At 63.6% G+C, this 15,193-nt stretch carries 16 protein-coding genes; 7 read left to right on the top strand and 9 right to left on the bottom strand.

What is annotated here, in order from left to right; all coding sequences use genetic code 11:
- Positions 1-141 precede the first annotated feature (141 nt).
- From mnmE to hemJ, 3 genes are all read right to left on the bottom strand, one after another.
- Entirely contained in the window at positions 142-1,497 is a 1,356-nt protein-coding gene (gene mnmE, locus QRQ56_RS14110; RefSeq protein ID WP_438740807.1) for a tRNA uridine-5-carboxymethylaminomethyl(34) synthesis GTPase MnmE, read from the bottom strand.
- Between the two features lie 301 nt (positions 1,498-1,798).
- The gene (gene rho / locus QRQ56_RS14105; RefSeq protein WP_008133567.1) at positions 1,799-3,064 is read right to left on the bottom strand and encodes a transcription termination factor Rho; all 1,266 of its coding nucleotides are present in this window, start codon (positions 3,062-3,064) and stop codon (positions 1,799-1,801) included.
- 248 nt (positions 3,065-3,312) lie between these two features.
- Positions 3,313-3,747 carry a protoporphyrinogen oxidase HemJ gene (hemJ, locus tag QRQ56_RS14100; protein WP_438740804.1) on the bottom strand — a complete coding sequence of 145 codons (435 nt, stop codon included), beginning with the start codon at positions 3,745-3,747 and terminating at the stop codon, positions 3,313-3,315.
- Positions 3,748-4,203: 456 nt separating this feature from the next.
- Between hemJ and QRQ56_RS14095 the strand changes: the two genes are divergently transcribed.
- The 4 genes from QRQ56_RS14095 to dnaQ are packed head-to-tail and all read left to right on the top strand — an operon-like array spanning position 4,204 to position 7,050.
- Positions 4,204-5,043, top strand: coding sequence for a pyruvate, water dikinase regulatory protein (locus QRQ56_RS14095; protein ID WP_438740802.1), 840 nt, complete (start codon positions 4,204-4,206; stop codon positions 5,041-5,043).
- Between the two features lie 9 nt (positions 5,044-5,052).
- A complete protein-coding gene (locus QRQ56_RS14090; protein ID WP_438740800.1) occupies positions 5,053-5,661 on the top strand; it encodes a Maf family nucleotide pyrophosphatase in 609 nt (202 codons plus the stop codon).
- 21 nt (positions 5,662-5,682) lie between these two features.
- Entirely contained in the window at positions 5,683-6,282 is a 600-nt protein-coding gene (gene coaE, locus QRQ56_RS14085) for a dephospho-CoA kinase (protein ID WP_438740798.1), read from the top strand.
- A gap of 51 nt (positions 6,283-6,333) precedes the next feature.
- Entirely contained in the window at positions 6,334-7,050 is a 717-nt protein-coding gene (gene dnaQ / locus QRQ56_RS14080) for a DNA polymerase III subunit epsilon (protein ID WP_438740796.1), read from the top strand.
- Positions 7,051-7,073: 23 nt separating this feature from the next.
- Here dnaQ and secB read toward each other — a convergent pair whose 3' ends face one another.
- Positions 7,074-7,565 (bottom strand): protein-export chaperone SecB, encoded by a 492-nt coding sequence (secB, locus tag QRQ56_RS14075; RefSeq protein ID WP_438740794.1) that lies wholly within the window; start codon positions 7,563-7,565, stop codon positions 7,074-7,076.
- A 401-nt stretch (positions 7,566-7,966) separates the two neighbouring features.
- On the opposite strand from secB, the gene QRQ56_RS14070 reads away from it, so the two are divergent.
- The 3 genes from QRQ56_RS14070 to QRQ56_RS14060 are packed head-to-tail and all read left to right on the top strand — an operon-like array spanning position 7,967 to position 10,789.
- Positions 7,967-8,674: a Tim44/TimA family putative adaptor protein gene (locus QRQ56_RS14070; RefSeq protein WP_438740793.1), complete on the top strand. Its 708-nt coding sequence runs from the start codon at positions 7,967-7,969 to the stop codon at positions 8,672-8,674.
- Positions 8,652-10,190 (top strand): MltA domain-containing protein, encoded by a 1,539-nt coding sequence (locus QRQ56_RS14065; RefSeq protein WP_438740791.1) that lies wholly within the window; start codon positions 8,652-8,654, stop codon positions 10,188-10,190. The genes QRQ56_RS14070 and QRQ56_RS14065 overlap by 23 nt, the downstream gene beginning before the upstream one ends.
- Complete coding sequence (locus QRQ56_RS14060; RefSeq protein ID WP_438740790.1) at positions 10,187-10,789, top strand: Smr/MutS family protein; 603 nt, start codon at positions 10,187-10,189, stop codon at positions 10,787-10,789. Before QRQ56_RS14065 ends, QRQ56_RS14060 begins: the two co-directional genes overlap by 4 nt.
- On the opposite strand, the gene QRQ56_RS14055 is transcribed toward QRQ56_RS14060, so the two are convergent.
- The 5 genes from QRQ56_RS14055 to hslV all read right to left on the bottom strand — a co-directional run bounded on the left by QRQ56_RS14055 (position 10,786) and on the right by hslV (position 15,136).
- Complete coding sequence (locus QRQ56_RS14055; RefSeq protein ID WP_438740789.1) at positions 10,786-11,910, bottom strand: hypothetical protein; 1,125 nt, start codon at positions 11,908-11,910, stop codon at positions 10,786-10,788. The two genes, QRQ56_RS14060 and QRQ56_RS14055, sit on opposite strands and share 4 nt — an antisense overlap.
- Before the next feature lie 28 nt (positions 11,911-11,938).
- Positions 11,939-13,243: an ATP-dependent protease ATPase subunit HslU gene (hslU, locus tag QRQ56_RS14050; RefSeq protein ID WP_438740787.1), complete on the bottom strand. Its 1,305-nt coding sequence runs from the start codon at positions 13,241-13,243 to the stop codon at positions 11,939-11,941.
- A 49-nt stretch (positions 13,244-13,292) separates the two neighbouring features.
- Positions 13,293-13,910: a DUF2585 domain-containing protein gene (locus QRQ56_RS14045; RefSeq protein WP_438740786.1), complete on the bottom strand. Its 618-nt coding sequence runs from the start codon at positions 13,908-13,910 to the stop codon at positions 13,293-13,295.
- Positions 13,907-14,392 carry a GNAT family N-acetyltransferase gene (locus QRQ56_RS14040; protein ID WP_438741471.1) on the bottom strand — a complete coding sequence of 162 codons (486 nt, stop codon included), beginning with the start codon at positions 14,390-14,392 and terminating at the stop codon, positions 13,907-13,909. Before QRQ56_RS14040 ends, QRQ56_RS14045 begins: the two co-directional genes overlap by 4 nt.
- Before the next feature lie 183 nt (positions 14,393-14,575).
- Positions 14,576-15,136, bottom strand: coding sequence for an ATP-dependent protease subunit HslV (gene hslV / locus QRQ56_RS14035; protein WP_438740785.1), 561 nt, complete (start codon positions 15,134-15,136; stop codon positions 14,576-14,578).
- Positions 15,137-15,193: the final 57 nt, after the last annotated feature.

Here is a 15,193-nt window from a genome sequence, read left to right as displayed (position 1 = left end):
CCGGATTTCGCTTCGCTCCATCCGGGCTACGAGGAGCTATCCGCTTAAGCAGTGTCACGCGAAACAAAATCGGTTCCACGCCCGTTTCACGTGAAACACAAAGAATGGAACAAGCGCTAATTCTACAATGTAGAACTAACGCTACTTGCCGATACAGAATTTCTGGAAGATGGCTCCAAGGACGTCCTCGACGTCCACCCGGCCGAGCAGCCGGCCCAGGGCAAAGGCGGCGGCCCGGAGCTCTTCGGCGGCGAGTTCTTCGCCGTCTTCTACAAGGTCCAAGCTTCGGCGCAAGCTGTTCGATGCCCGGCTCAGCAAATCCCGCTGCCGGGCCCGGGTCACCAGAGCGCCCTCGCTGGTTCCGAAAAACTCGGCGGCGAATTTTACGAGGGCCTCGACTAGCTCGGGGATGCCGTCGCCCCGGCTCGCCGAGATCCCGAACTCGACGGGCGAACCCCCGCCGCCCGCGCCGTTCAGATCAACCTTGTTGCGCACGATCCAGACCGCCCCGTCCGACCGATCGCCGCCTTCGGATTTCCGAAGGGAGCGCATCACGTCGGGCTCAACGGCCTGCTCTGCCTCGACCAGCCACAACACCAGATCGGCGTCCTCGGCCCGCGCCCGTGCGCGGCGCACGCCTTCCTGTTCGACGGGATCGTCGGTCTCCCGGATGCCGGCGGTGTCGATCACGGTGACGGGATAGCCGTCGAGATCGAGCTGCACCTCGATCACGTCGCGAGTCGTCCCGGCGTAAGGCGAGACGATCGCGACGTCGCGGCGCGCAAGCTGGTTGATCAGCGTCGACTTGCCGACATTCGGCTCGCCGGCGATCGCCACTACGAGGCCTTCGCGCAGGCGTTCAGAATGTCCCCGTGCCGCAAGGACTTTTGCAATCTCATCGTGCAGCGCCTTGATCGCCTTGACGGCTGGCGCCCTCAATTCCGCGGGCACATCGCCTTCGTCGGAGAAATCGATGCCGGCCTCGATCAAGGCCGACGCTTCGATGATGCGATCGCGCCAGTCGCGCGCACGGTCGCCGAGCAGACCTTGCAACTGGCGCAGCGCCTGGCGGCGCTGACGGTCCGTGTCGGCGTGGATGAGGTCGTCGAGGCCCTCGGCTTCCGTGAGGTCGAGCTTGCCATTTTCGAACGCGCGCTGCGTGAACTCTCCGGGCTCGGCTGCACGTGAATTCGGAATTTGAGAAATAGCGGCGAGCAGCGCGGCCAGCACGGCCCGGCCGCCGTGGACGTGGAATTCGGCGATGTCTTCGCCGGTCGCACTCGCCGGCCCGGGGAACCAGAGCACGACCGCATCGTCGATCGGCTGGCCCTCACGGTCACGAAGCAGCCGGCGGCTCGCCTGCCGCGGCGCCGGAAGTTTTCCCGCCAGCGTCGTCAGCACCATGTTTGCTTGCGGGCCCGAGACGCGCACCACGGCGATTGCGCTCGGCGCACGGCCGGACGACAGCGCAAAGATGGTCTGGTCTCGCGGATGCATGGCCTATTTGTCCGGCTGGTGGGGAAAAGGCAAACGCCGCCTTTCAGATCACCCCAAGCGCCTCGTTTTGCTGCGGACCCACGCGCAGCAAAACGAATATTGCAGCGCAACATAGTACGCGATATTTGCTGCAACATCTGCTCTCGGCGGCAAATCAACAGCGATCGAAGTCAAGTATTATATAAATATATATAGCCGATCCCCGCTCCGGACGCCCGTCATGCTGCGCTCTCTCCGCAGCAAAGCTGCACAACGAAAAAGGGCGCCCGAAGGCGCCCTTGGATCTCATATTGCACTGCACTCAGGTGTTCATGGAGTCAAAGAACTCCGAATTGCTCTTGGTCGAGCGCAGCTTGTCGAGCAGGAAGTCGATCGCGTCCATGGTGCCCATCGGATTGAGGATGCGGCGGAGCACGTACATCTTCTTGAGCACCTGCGGATCGGTGATGAGCTCTTCCTTGCGGGTGCCGGAGCGCGAGATATCGATCGCCGGGAAGGTGCGCTTGTCCGAGACCTTGCGGTCCAGGATCAGTTCCGAGTTACCGGTGCCCTTGAACTCTTCGAAAATGACTTCGTCCATGCGGCTGCCAGTATCGACCAGTGCGGTCGCGATGATGGTCAGCGAGCCGCCCTCCTCGATGTTACGGGCGGCGCCGAAGAAGCGCTTCGGGCGCTGCAGCGCGTTTGCGTCGACACCGCCGGTCAACACCTTGCCGGATGACGGCACCACGGTGTTGTAGGCGCGGCCGAGGCGCGTGATCGAATCGAGCAGGATGACGACGTCGCGGCCATGCTCGACCAGGCGCTTGGCCTTCTCGATCACCATTTCGGCGACCTGGACGTGGCGCACGGCCGGTTCGTCGAAGGTCGAGGACACGACCTCGCCCTTCACCGAGCGTTGCATGTCCGTGACTTCTTCCGGACGCTCGTCGATCAGGAGTACGATCAGATAGCATTCGGGATGATTGTGGGTGATCGAATGCGCGATGTTCTGCATCAGCACGGTCTTACCCGTGCGCGGCGGCGCCACGATCAGAGCGCGCTGGCCCTTGCCGATGGGCGCGACGATGTCGATCACGCGTGCAGACAGGTCTTTCCGCGTCGGATCGTCGATTTCCATGCGGAAACGCTGATTCGGGAACAGCGGCGTGAGGTTGTCGAAATTGACCTTGTGCTTGGCCTTTTCCGGGTCCTCGAAATTGAGCGTGTTGACCTTCAGCAGCGCGAAATAGCGCTCGCCCTCTTTCGGGCTGCGAATGTGGCCTTCGATGGTGTCGCCGGTGCGCAGACCGAAACGGCGGATCTGCGAGGGCGAAACGTAGATATCGTCCGGACCCGGCAGATAATTCGCATCGGGCGAACGGAGGAAGCCGAAACCGTCGGAGAGCACCTCGACGACGCCCTGGCCGACGATGTCGGTCTCGGCCAGCGCGAGCTGCTTGAGGATGGCGAACAACAGCTCCTGCTTGCGCATGGTGCTGGCGTTCTCGACCCCATTCTCCTCCGCGAACGAGACGAGCTCGGCCGGCGTTTTGGACTTGAGGTCTTCGAGTTTAATTTCCCGCATTGGGGTGGTCCTGTGGGGTACCTGGGGAGAGGGGGTGCGAGGAGGCTCTGAAATGCGGACGTGAGAAGGTAAGGTCCGCAGGTCTGGCAAGGAGAGTGCCGGTGAGGCTTCAAACCTGATGCGGTGTCCGGCCTCTGGAAAGCTCAGACACAACCACATCCGCCTGCGTTGGGTGGGATATCGCCAATATAGAAAATCGCTTCCCACTCCGCAAGCCGAAGCGCTGAGCGGATGGTCGCAAGCCTTGCCTAGAACGGCTTCACGATCACCATGATGACGATGAAAATCATCAAAACGGTCGGCACCTCATTGATAATTCGATAGAATTTCTGGGTCCGCAGGCGCCGGTCGGCAGCGAAATCCTTCAGCCAGCGGGAAAAAAAGCCGTGGACCGCCGACATCGCCAGGACCAGTGCCAGTTTTACGTGCAGCCAGCCGAAGGAGAACCAGTGGCCGGACCAGGCGAGATAAAGCCCGGCGAGCCAGGTGACGATCATGGCGGGGTTGATGATGGCCTTGAGCAGGCGGCGTTCCATCACCTTGAACGTTTCCGACTGCTTCGAGCCGATCTCGGCTTCCGAATGATAGACGAACAGCCGAGGCAGATAGAGCATACCAGCCATCCAGGCGATGACGGCGATGACATGCAGCGCCTTGATCCAGAGATAGACGTCCTCGAACATTTTCGCGGGTCCGCTTGCTGCCCAGCGAAAGGAACTGGGGATAGTAAGAACTCGTTAAGGTCTCACCTCCACACATATCCTTCGGTAGCGCCTTCCTCAAATCTAGAATCTTAGATTCTTAAGGTTTGAGTCTATGTGACCGTGGATTGGACTCATGCAATTCCGTCCGCGGGTTCACGCGCGCTTGTTCACACCCATCAACATATCCCCGGCGCTCCCCGCGCCTTGCGATAAGTCGGCCAGCTTCAAAGGCTTGCGCCTTTTTGTCGGCAGCTTATCAAGGGGGTTGTCCGCGCAATCCCGTTTCCGTCTCGGCAGGCAGGCGAACTTGTTCAGACGGGCAGCGGTGTGAAGAAAATTGGCACTTGTCCCGCCCCTGGTGTCGCACATCCCTTTCCGAGGGGTTAAGCTCCACAGAAATCCACAAACCACACCGTCCTCATACAAAGAGTTTTTGTGCCGACCTCGAACAATTATTTCCATCTGCACCTCGTCTCCGACTCCACCGGCGAGACGCTGATCACCGTGGCACGCGCGGTCGCGGCCCAATACGCCAATGTGACGCCGGTGGAGCATGTCTATCCGCTGGTGCGCAGCCAGAAGCAGCTCGATCGGGTCCTCGACGAGATCGAGGAAGCGCCGGGGATCGTGCTGTTCACGCTGCTCGAGAAGGATCTAGTGTCCAGGCTCGAGGACAAGTGCAAGGAGATCAACGTCCCCAGCCTGTCGATCATCGGGCCGGTGATGCAACTCTTTGAAGCCTATCTCGGGGCTGCGACCACGGGCCGCGTCGGCGCTCAGCACGTCCTCAACGCGGAATATTTCAAGCGCATCGACGCGCTGAACTACACGATGATCCATGACGACGGCCAGCACGTCGAAGGTCTCAACGACGCCGACGTGGTCCTGGTCGGTGTGTCCCGAACCTCGAAAACGCCGACATCGATTTATCTCGCCAATCGCGGCATCCGCACCGCCAACGTGCCGCTGGTGCCGGGCATTCCGGTGCCCGAACAACTGGAGAAGCTGACGCGGCCGCTGGTCGTCAGCCTGCATGCGACGCCGGAACGGCTGATCCAGATCCGTCAGAATCGCCTGCTCTCCATGGGCGCCGATTCCGGCAGCGACACCTACACCGACAAGCAATCTGTCACCGAGGAAGTCGCGTTCTCGCGCAAGCTCAGCGCCAAGCATGATTGGCCGCTGCTCGACGTCACGCGTCGCTCGATCGAGGAAACCGCGGCGGCGATCATGAAGCTCTACAGCGATCGCCAGCGCAACCGGCCGACGGGATAGTCGTTCGCGATGGCTCTGTGGCTCGGCAAATCTCCGTTGATCCTGGCCTCGCAAAGCAGCGCACGAAAGATGCTGCTGGCCAATGCCGGGCTGCAATTCAAGACTGTGACCGCCGATATCGACGAGCGCGGCATTCAGGCTGCGTCGAAAATGTCGAGCCCGCGCGAGATCGGTCTGTTGCTTGCGCGCGAAAAGGCCAAAGCCGTCTCCGCACATCATTCCGGAAGCCATGTGATCGGCGCCGACCAGACGCTGGCGCTGGGCAACCGTCTCTTCAACAAGCCCGCCGGCCGCGACCAGGCGATGGCGCAGTTGCGCGACCTCGCCGGCAAAAGCCACGAGCTGAACTCCGCCGTCACCGTGGCGCATGACGGCAAGATCGTCTTCGAGGACGTCTCGGTGGCCCGCATGACGATGCGGGAGATGACCGAGGCGCAGCTGTCGGCCTATCTCGACGTCGCCGGCGATGCCGTCACCACCAGCGTCGGCGCCTATCAGCTCGAGGGCCTTGGCATTCACTTGTTCGAGCGCATCGAGGGCGATCATTTCACCATCCTCGGCCTGCCGCTGTTGCCGCTGCTTGCGTTCCTGCGGCGCGAACGGCTAGTTGCGGTTTAAACGAGAGATGGCTGAGCACTGATGCGGATCGTGGGACTGACCGGCTCGATCGGGATGGGAAAATCCACCACCGCGAAACTGTTCGCGGAGGCTGGCGTGCCCGTCTACGACGCCGATGCCGCCGTGCATCAGCTCTATGAGGGTGAGGCCGCCCCCGCGATCGAGGCCGCCTTTCCCGGCACCACCGTCAACGGCAAGGTCGACCGGCCCAAGCTGTCGGCGCGCGTCGTGCACGACCCCGCCGCCATCAAGCAGCTCGAGCAGATCGTCCATCCGATGCTCGGTGCCTCCCGGCAAAAATTCTTTGCCGAGGCCGAAGCGGCCAAGGCGCCGGTCGTGGTGCTGGACATCCCCCTGCTGTTCGAGACCGGCGGCGAGAAGCGGATGGACGCCGTGGTCGTGGTTTCAACCTCGCCGGAACTGCAGCGCGAGCGGGTGCTGGCACGGGGCACCATGGACGAAGCCAAGCTCGATGCCATCATCGCCAAGCAGACGCCGGACGCCGAAAAGCGCAAGCGGGCGGATTTCGTGGTGGATACCTCACACGGACTTGACCCGGTGCGCGCCCAGATCACGCACATCCTGGCCGAGGTCGTTAAGATGCCGCAGCGGCGGGCCTGATTCGCCGCCTTACGGCCCTCACGACACCGATCTCAAGCCACTCATCTCAACATGCGCGAAATCGTCCTCGACACCGAAACCACCGGCCTGGATCCGCTTCGCGGTGATCGCCTGGTCGAAATCGGCTGCGTCGAGATGCTCAACCGCATGCCGACGGGACAGACGTACCACGTCTATATCAACCCCGAGCGGGACATGCCGGCGGAAGCCTTCGCGGTACACGGGCTGTCGGCCGAGTTCCTGTCGACCAAACCGCTGTTCCACGAGGTCGTCGACGCGTTTCTGGAGTTCATCGGCGATGCGCCGCTGGTGATCCATAACGCCTCGTTCGATATCGGCTTCATCAATGCCGAGCTCGACAAGATCAAGCGCGCGGCGATCCCGCGCGAGCGGCTGGTCGATACGCTGCTGCTGGCGCGGCGCAAGCACCCGGGCGTGTCGAACCGGCTCGACGATCTCTGCTCGCGGTATTCGATCGACAATTCACGCCGCACCAAGCACGGCGCGCTGCTGGACGCCGAGCTGCTGGCCGAAGTCTATGTCGATCTGGTCGGGGCGCGGCAGTCGCAACTGCTCCTGGCTTCGGAAGCACAGGAGATTCGCGCCAATGGCTCCGGCGATGCACCGCGGCGGCAACGCCTGCTGCCGCTCGTGCCGCGGGTTTCGGATGCCGAGCGCGAGGCCCATCGGGCCTTCATCGCGACGATGGGCGAAAAGGCGATCTGGAACGAGTATCTCGCCGCCCCAGTCGCCCCTCCGGCCGGTTAGTCAGGCCTGACTTAGGCTTTGATTTAGGCTTGGCCGGTCTGGCCGCCGCCCTGGGCGGCCATTTGCCGCTCCATGTTCTGGCGATAGAGACCGACGAAATCGACCGGATCCAGCATCAGGGGCGGGAACCCGCCGTCGCGCACCGCGGTCGCGATGATCTCGCGCGCGAACGGGAACAGCAGGCGCGGGCATTCGATCATGACCAGCGGATGCAGATTCTCCTGCGGCACGTTGGCGATGCGGAACACGCCGGCATAGGCCAGCTCGAACGAGAACATGATCTTGCCGGCGGTCTCGGCCTTGCCCTCGACCGACAGCGTCACCTCGAACTCCTGCTCGCTGAGGTTGTTGGCGCTGACATTGATCTGGATGTTGATCTGGGGCGGCTGGCCCTGCTGCTGCAGCGAGCTCGGCGCGTTCGGATTTTCGAACGAAAGGTCCTTGGTATATTGCGCCAGCACGTTGAGCTGGGGCGCCTGGGCCGCCTCGGGTGGGGTGCCGTTACCGTTGGTCATGAGAGTCTCTCCTTACCCGATTGGGGCTGAATTTCGCGGCGGTTGGCTAACATAGGGCCGCCTCATTCGACAAGGACGAACGGCCCCGGAGGCGGAATTCGGGCCGCGCCGACAACCCTGCCTTTCGCGGAAAATAGCACCTTAAACGATTGAAGATGCGCGATTTCCAGGCAGGATCGGGTTTCCCCTTAAGGATAAAACGCGCTACACTCGGTGCTGTGCCAAAAGGCGCCATTGGCCGGGCAAGATTTCGTGCCTACATCCCACGGACCTGACGCGGACCTAAAATGGTGATGTAGACTTGCCGTTCCCGTATGGAACGGTCTACTGGCCGGATCTATTTTTCCCGGCGACGACCCCAAAGCGAAGACCCCGCGCAAAGACCAGAAAGCGAATACGACGTGGACATCTACACCATCATCTTCCTGGCGCTGGCGGTCTTCATCTTTCTGCGGCTGCGCAGCGTGCTCGGCCAGCGGACCGGCAATGAACGGCCGCCGTTCGACCGGACTGCCGCCCGCAATGCGCTAGGGAGTGGCCAGGACAACAACGTCGTGACCATGCCGGGCAAGGTGATCGACCAAGCCCCCTTGGCGCCCACGGCCGAGCCGACCCCGCCGTCCGACCGTTGGAAGGGCCTGACCGAGCCCGGCACGGTGCTGGCGCAGGGCCTGGACGCCATCGTAGACAAGGATTCCACGTTCGACCCCCGCCATTTCATCTCGGGCGCCCGCGGCGCCTATGAGATGATCGTGCTGGCCTTTGCCAACGGCGACCGCCGCGCATTGCGCGACCTGCTGTCGTCGGAGGTCTATGACAGCTTCGACGCCGCCATCAAGGAACGCGAGAAGAACGAGCAGAAGACCGAGACCCGCTTCGTCTCGATCGACAAGGCCGAGCTCGTCGGCGCCGAGCTGCGCGACCGCACCGCCCAGCTCACGATCCGCTTCGTCTCGCAGATGATCTCCGCCACCCGCGACAAGGCCGGCAACATCGTCGACGGCAGCGCCGACACGGTCGCCGACATCACCGACATCTGGACTTTCGCCCGCGACATCACCTCTCGCGATCCGAACTGGAAGCTGGTTGGCACCGGAAGCGCGAATTAAGGTCTTCCTGAAGAACAGCGCGACGGCGCTTTGCGCAGGCGTCGTCGTGCTGTCGTCGTTTTCGCTCGGCGCCGAGGCTGCGCGACGCCACTACCGCAGCCATCACCATCATGCTCCGGCGCTGCCTGCGGCTCCGGCGCGGGCCTTGCCCTATCCGCAACTCCCATTGCCGTTCGAAATATCCGGCGCGCAATATCTGCCGCTGGCTTGGGCCGACGTGAAGGGCTGGGGCGACGACAATCATCTCGCCGCGTACAAGACGTTTCGCGCGAGCTGCAAGCCGATCAATGCGCAAACCGGCGCAGGCGAGCCGAAGGCGCTGGCGGGCTCGCTGAGCGAACCTTGCCGGGTCGCCAAGACGCTCGAGCTTGCCGACGACGCCAGAGCAAAAACCTTCTTCGAGGAGAATTTCGCGCCGCTGCGGATCTCGCGTCTCGGCGAACCCGACGGTTTCGTCACCGGCTATTACGAGCCGGTGCTGGAGGGATCGCGCACCCAGACCGACATCTACAATGTTCCGGTCTATCGGCGTCCCTCGAACCTGTTCGTGCGCGGCTACAAGCAGGATTCGGTGAGCCTGCCGAACAAGGGGCCGGTCTATCGCAAGATCGGCCGGCGCAAGCTGGTCCCCTACTATGATCGCGGTGAGATCGAGGATGGCAAGATCGCCGGCCGCGGCCTGGAGATCGCCTGGCTGAAAGACCCAACCGATCTCTTGTTCGCGCAGATCCAGGGTTCGGCACGGATTAAGTTCGACGACGGCAGCTCGGTCCGGCTCAACTACGACGCCTATAACGGCTATCCCTACACCGCCGTCGGGCGCATCCTGATCGAGCGCGGCATCATCCCGAAAGAGGAGATGTCGATGCAGAAGATCAGGGAGTGGATGACGCAAAACCCTGACGGCGCCAAAGAGCTGCGCCGCGCGAACCGCGCCTACATCTTCTTCCGCGAGGTCAACCTCTCCGACAAGGACGAGGCAGTCGGTGCGCAAGGCATTCCGCTGACGGCGGGACGTTCGATCGCGGTCGACAAAGCGCTGCATGTCTACGGAACGCCGTTCTTCATCGAGGGCGAGCTGCCGATTGAATCCGATCGCGCCAAGACGCCGTTCCATCGGCTGATGATCGCGCAGGATACCGGCTCGGCCATCATCGGCCCTGCACGCGCCGATCTGTTCTTCGGCGCCGGGCAGGAAGCTGGCCGCGTCTCCGGGCGGCTGCGCCATCCCATGCACTTCGTGATGCTGGTGCCGAAGGGTCTCGATCCCAGCGCGCGTGCCGCGAAGTTGCCGGTGCCGGACCCCAGGCCCTCGGAGAAGATCGCAAAGCTGTTTCCGCAGGCCGATCCGGGCAAGGGGACGGCCAAGCCGGCTGGCGCAACTGCCGCTACGGAAACCAAGACTGACACGGTCGCGATCGCAGGTCCTGTCCCACTGCCAGCGCCGCGCCCCGTGATCGAGCCCGCTCCCGAACCACAGCGGCCGGCGAAGAAACGTCCTCATCGGCAGCAATGAAGCGATCGTCCCGTCCGCCCGTGTTGGAGCCACGCCCCTCGCCGCGCCGCCGCGCGCTGAGCGAGGAAGAGCGCGCGTTGTGGGATACGGTCGCAAAGCAGGTCAAGCCGCTCAGGAAGCAGCGTGTAGCCAAGGCGGCCGTCAAGGTGCATGCCGCGCCGTCCGCAGGGCACCCTCCCGTGGCTCCGGCGAGCCGGCCTTCAGCTCCGGCAAGGCCGGTGATTGCGGCGCCCGCGCCGCGCGTTGCGAAACCGCAGGTCCCGCCGCTGGCGCCGCTCGGCAAGCGCGAGCGCACGAAATTGTCGCGCGGCCGTAGCGAGATCGAGGCGCGGCTCGACCTGCACGGCATGACCCAGACGCGCGCGCACCGCGCCCTCACCGGTTTCCTGCACCGCGCCCATCACGACGGTCTGACCTTCGTGCTCGTGATCACCGGCAAGGGCCGCAGCGGCGGCGAAAGCGGCGTGCTGCGGCGCCAGGTGCCGGAATGGCTGAGCCTGCCGGAATTCCGCGCCTTCGTGGTCGGCTTCGAGACCGCGCATATCGGCCATGGCGGCGAGGGCGCGCTGTATGTGCGGATCAGACGGGCGAGATTCTAGAACGGCCGGATGATTCCGACGCGCGGGATCAGCGTAAGGATGAGGCCGAAAGTATTTGTCTTCCGATCCTCTGCCGGGATCAGCGTCGCTTCCCGCGCGGCCGGCAGCATCTTCACCGCATGCAGGATCAGGAACATGCAGACCGCCCAGTTCGAGATCCAGCGCGAATAGTCGAACACCATCGCGAACATCACGAGATAGGCGAGGCTGACACCGATGAGGGCCGCGATCACGAGGCGGCGGTGCGTCTCGCTCGCGAGCGCGCCGATGAGCTTCGCGAAGAAGCGCCACAGCGGCGTGTGCAGCCAGATCAGCAGCGCGAAGACCGGCACGCCGAGGATGTTGTGCGGCAGTCTTCCCCAGGTGTCCGAAATCTCCTTTGCCAGCGGCTGGTACCAGATATAGGCGAACTGCAGCAGATCGGTGCGCGCGGGATCGGCCATCCGGGTTTTCAGGTATGCGACGAAATCCGCTTCCGGGATCGGCATCGTTCCCAGGAATTGCGCGGCGAAGAACAGCGCGAAGACGAGGCCGAGGGCGACGATGCCGAAGGCGACATTGCCGCGGGTGCAGCCGTAAGCGAGATAGTGCCTGATCACGACGATGGTGATGATAACAGGCACATACATCAAGAGATGAATGTGGTGGATCAGCACGAGAATGATCGAGAACAGCGCGGCCATCGCGACGAACAGCAACGAGCCTGCCGGCATCAGCAACAGCACGAGCGCCAGCGCGCAGCCATAGATGTCGAAATGGCCGAGCGTATGCATGAAGTTCTTCAGGAAGAACGGCGAGCCCGCGATGAAAACGAACAGCGGCAGCGTCTTGGCGGTGAAGCCGAAGGTTTTCTGGAACAGTCTTGCATAAAGACCCAGCGTCACCAGCCAGGTTGCGCCGCCGAGCGCGAACACCAGCCACACCGGCACCTTGTCGGTGAACAGCGCGACGGCCGCGCCGATCAGCGCGCGCTTGATGAAGCCGAAATGGTAGTCGACCAGGAGGTGGATGTAGGGGACGTAAGGCGGCAGCTGGATCTTGTGAACGAACACGCCGACTATGACCGCCGCGTTGATCGCGAGCAGCAGGCGCCAGGGGTTTTGCAGGATGGGTACGGTCACGCTGCATCCATAGCGTGACCGTCCAGAATTACAAAATGAACCGGCTCAGATCCGCGTTCTTGGCGAGATCGCCGACGTGCTTCTGCACGAAATCCGCGTCGACCTGGACGGTCTCGCCGTTGCGGTCGGGGGCGGTGAAGGAAATCTCGTCGAGCACCCGCTCCATCACGGTTTGGAGCCGCCGCGCGCCGATGTTCTCGACGGTCGAATTGACGGCGACCGCGACGTCGGCGAGCGCGTCGATGGCGCTGTCGGTGATGTCGAGCGTCACGCCCTCGGTTTGCATCAGGGCGACATATTGCTTGATCAGCGAGGCCTCGGGCTCGGTCAGGATGCGGCGCATGTCGTCGCGGGTCAGGGCCTGCAGCTCGACGCGGATCGGCAGGCGGCCCTGCAGTTCCGGCAGCAGGTCGGACGGCTTGGCGACGTGGAAGGCGCCGGAGGCGATGAACAGGATATGGTCGGTCTTGACCGCGCCGTGCTTGGTCGAGACTGTGGTGCCCTCGATCAGCGGCAGCAGGTCGCGTTGCACGCCCTCGCGCGAGACGTCGCCGGCGGCGCGGCCTTCGCGGGCACAGATCTTGTCGATCTCGTCGAGGAACACGATGCCGTTGTTCTCGACCGCGCTGATCGCCTCCAGCGTCAGCTGGTCGGTGTCCAGCAGCTTGTCGGATTCTTCGTTGATGAGGATCTCGTGCGAGCCCTCGACCGTCAGCCGGCGCGTCTTGCTGCGGCCCCCCAACTTGCCGAAGATGTCGCCGATCGAGATCGCGCCCATCTGCGCGCCCGGCATGCCCGGGATTTCGAACATCGGCATGCCGCTGCCGCCGCTTTGCGTCTCGACCTCGATTTCCTTGTCGTTGAGCTCGCCGGCACGCAGCTTCTTGCGAAACGATTCCCGCGTCGCGGACGAGGCATTGGCGCCGACCAGCGCATCGAGCACGCGCTCCTCGGCGGCGAGCTGGGCGCGGGCCTGGACGTCCTTGCGCTTCTTCTCGCGGACCTGGGCGATCGCGACCTCGACGAGATCGCGCACGATCTGCTCGACGTCGCGGCCGACATAACCGACCTCGGTGAACTTGGTCGCTTCCACCTTCAGGAACGGCGCGTTCGCCAGCTTGGCGAGCCGCCGCGCGATCTCGGTCTTGCCGACGCCGGTGGGCCCGATCATCAGGATGTTCTTGGGCAGCACCTCTTCGCGCAGGGAGCCGGTGAGTTGCTGCCGCCGCCAGCGGTTGCGCAGCGCGATCGAGACGGCGCGCTTGGCATCGGTCTGGCCGACGATGAAACGATCGAGTTCGGAAACGATTTCGCGAGGAGAGAAGTCTGTCATGTCTGTCTAGCTAGGGCGGGAGGCGGCCAAGGACAAGCCGCATTTTCGGTCAGATGATGGGCGGACCCGATTGCCATTGTTTCACGGCTTCGATCGGATGGATCAGCATCAGGATGTTGAGCGTCAGATTGTCGCGAATATGCAGCGCCAGCATGATCTCGAAGGCGAGGCCGATCAGGACGGTCACCGGCACCGGCAGGACGCGCGCGACCAGGAACCCGAGCATCATGGCCAGATTGTCGGAGACCGAATTGACGATGCTGTCGCCGAAATAATCCAGCGAGATCGTGCCGGCGCGGTAGCGCTCGATGATGAAGGGCGAGTTCTCGACGATCTCCCAGGCGCCTTCGATCAGCATGGCAATGATCAGACGGGCGGGCCACGAGAGCGAAAGGAACGGCAGGCGCACGAACAGCAGCCAGGTCAGGCCGTAGAACAGGAAGCCGTGCAGGATGTGCGAGAAAGTGTACCAATCGGCGATGTGCTGCGAATTCTCCGAGCTGTTTACCACGCCGTGCCACAGCTTGACGTAGCCGCAGGTGCAGATCGGCACCCGCCCCATGCCGAACAGGATCGCGGCCTGCAGCGCCAGCAGCAACAGCGCGATGCCGACCCAGCCGAGCGCCGGCAAGGCGGGCTTGCTCTCGTGCGTGCTCGTCAGCGTCACGGCTCGCGCACCATCAACAGCGCGGCGCCGTCGGGCGTCTCGACCATGCGCTCGCGGACGAAGCCGGCCTTCTCATAGGCCCGTAACGCACGCGCGTTGAGCGGATCGGGATCGGTGACCATGCGGGGCAGGCCGGAGCGAAACTGCTCATCGACAAACTGGCGGATGAAGGCCGAGCCATGACCGCGCGCGATCATGTCGCTCTCGCCGATGAACTGGTCGATCCCACGCGTGCCCTCCGGTTGCGGCCCGAGCCCCGTATTCCAGGCGGTCAGGCGGTAGCATTGAATGTAGCCGAAGGGCCGCTCGCCGGCCAACACGATGAACTGGTCCATGGCGGGCTCAGTGAGGTCGCCGCCGACCAGCGAAAACTGCTCGTTCGGATCGCCCCACCACTCCCGTACATGCGCTTCCCCCAGCCACCGCCGGATCAGCGGCAGGTCGTCGGAGGTCATGGCGCGGAAGGTGTAGGTTATCGTCATCTGGCGCCGACGGCGGTGCTTCACTCCCTCTCCCGCTTGCGGGAGAGGGTCGGGGAGAGGGTGTTTCCGCAATGGGACAGCCCCCCAGAGGAGAGAGCCCTCACCCGGAGCTACGCGCCGACCTCTCCCGCAAGCGGGCGAGGTTACAGCCAGCTCTGAGCTCCGCTGTTTGGAGCTCCGGCCCTACCCGGTCGCCAGGCTCTCGATTGTCAAATTCCGGTTGGTATAGACGCAAATATCCGCGGCGATATCCAGCGACCGGCGGACGATGGCCTCGGCGTCCTTGTCGGTGTCGAGCAGGGCGCGGGCGGCAGACAGCGCGTAATTGCCGCCGGAGCCGATCGCCATCACCCCGGCCTCGGGCTCCAGCACGTCGCCGGTGCCTGTCAGCACCAGGGAGACATCCTTGTCGGCCACGATCATCATGGCCTCCAGCCGCCGCAAATAGCGGTCGGTGCGCCAGTCCTTGGCCAGCTCCACCGCGGCCCGGGTCAGCTGCCCCGGATATTGCTCGAGCTTGGCTTCCAGCCGCTCAAACAGGGTGAAAGCGTCGGCGGTGGCCCCGGCGAAGCCGCCGATGACGTCGCCCTTGCCGAGCTTGCGGACCTTCTTGGCGTTGGACTTGATCACGGTCTGGCCGATCGAGACCTGGCCGTCGCCGCCGACCACCACCTTGCCGCCCTTGCGGACCGTCAAAATCGTGGTGCCGTGCCAGCCCGGCGAGCTGTTCTGGGAATCCTGCATGAAATACCTCGTTGTCCGCCTGATTTAGGCGGTCCGGCGCAGGCGCACAACGGGCCG

This window comes from Bradyrhizobium sp. U531, assembly GCF_051710265.1.
GTDB lineage: Bacteria > Pseudomonadota > Alphaproteobacteria > Rhizobiales > Xanthobacteraceae > Bradyrhizobium.
The sequence above is the reverse complement of the archived record's forward strand: the minus strand, read 5'-3'. Positions and strand labels throughout refer to the sequence as shown.

Coding starts and splice junctions, on each gene's coding strand:
- hslV (WP_438740785.1), bottom strand. CDS start 15,136: ATGCAGGATTCCCAGAACAGCTCGCCGGGCTGGCACGGCACCACGATT.
- QRQ56_RS14060 (WP_438740790.1), top strand. CDS start 10,187: ATGAAGCGATCGTCCCGTCCGCCCGTGTTGGAGCCACGCCCCTCGCCG.
- dnaQ (WP_438740796.1), top strand. CDS start 6,334: ATGCGCGAAATCGTCCTCGACACCGAAACCACCGGCCTGGATCCGCTT.
- hemJ (WP_438740804.1), bottom strand. CDS start 3,747: ATGTTCGAGGACGTCTATCTCTGGATCAAGGCGCTGCATGTCATCGCC.
- QRQ56_RS14090 (WP_438740800.1), top strand. CDS start 5,053: ATGGCTCTGTGGCTCGGCAAATCTCCGTTGATCCTGGCCTCGCAAAGC.
- QRQ56_RS14040 (WP_438741471.1), bottom strand. CDS start 14,392: ATGACGATAACCTACACCTTCCGCGCCATGACCTCCGACGACCTGCCG.
- rho (WP_008133567.1), bottom strand. CDS start 3,064: ATGCGGGAAATTAAACTCGAAGACCTCAAGTCCAAAACGCCGGCCGAG.
- mnmE (WP_438740807.1), bottom strand. CDS start 1,497: ATGCATCCGCGAGACCAGACCATCTTTGCGCTGTCGTCCGGCCGTGCG.
- secB (WP_438740794.1), bottom strand. CDS start 7,565: ATGACCAACGGTAACGGCACCCCACCCGAGGCGGCCCAGGCGCCCCAG.
- coaE (WP_438740798.1), top strand. CDS start 5,683: ATGCGGATCGTGGGACTGACCGGCTCGATCGGGATGGGAAAATCCACC.
- hslU (WP_438740787.1), bottom strand. CDS start 13,243: ATGACAGACTTCTCTCCTCGCGAAATCGTTTCCGAACTCGATCGTTTC.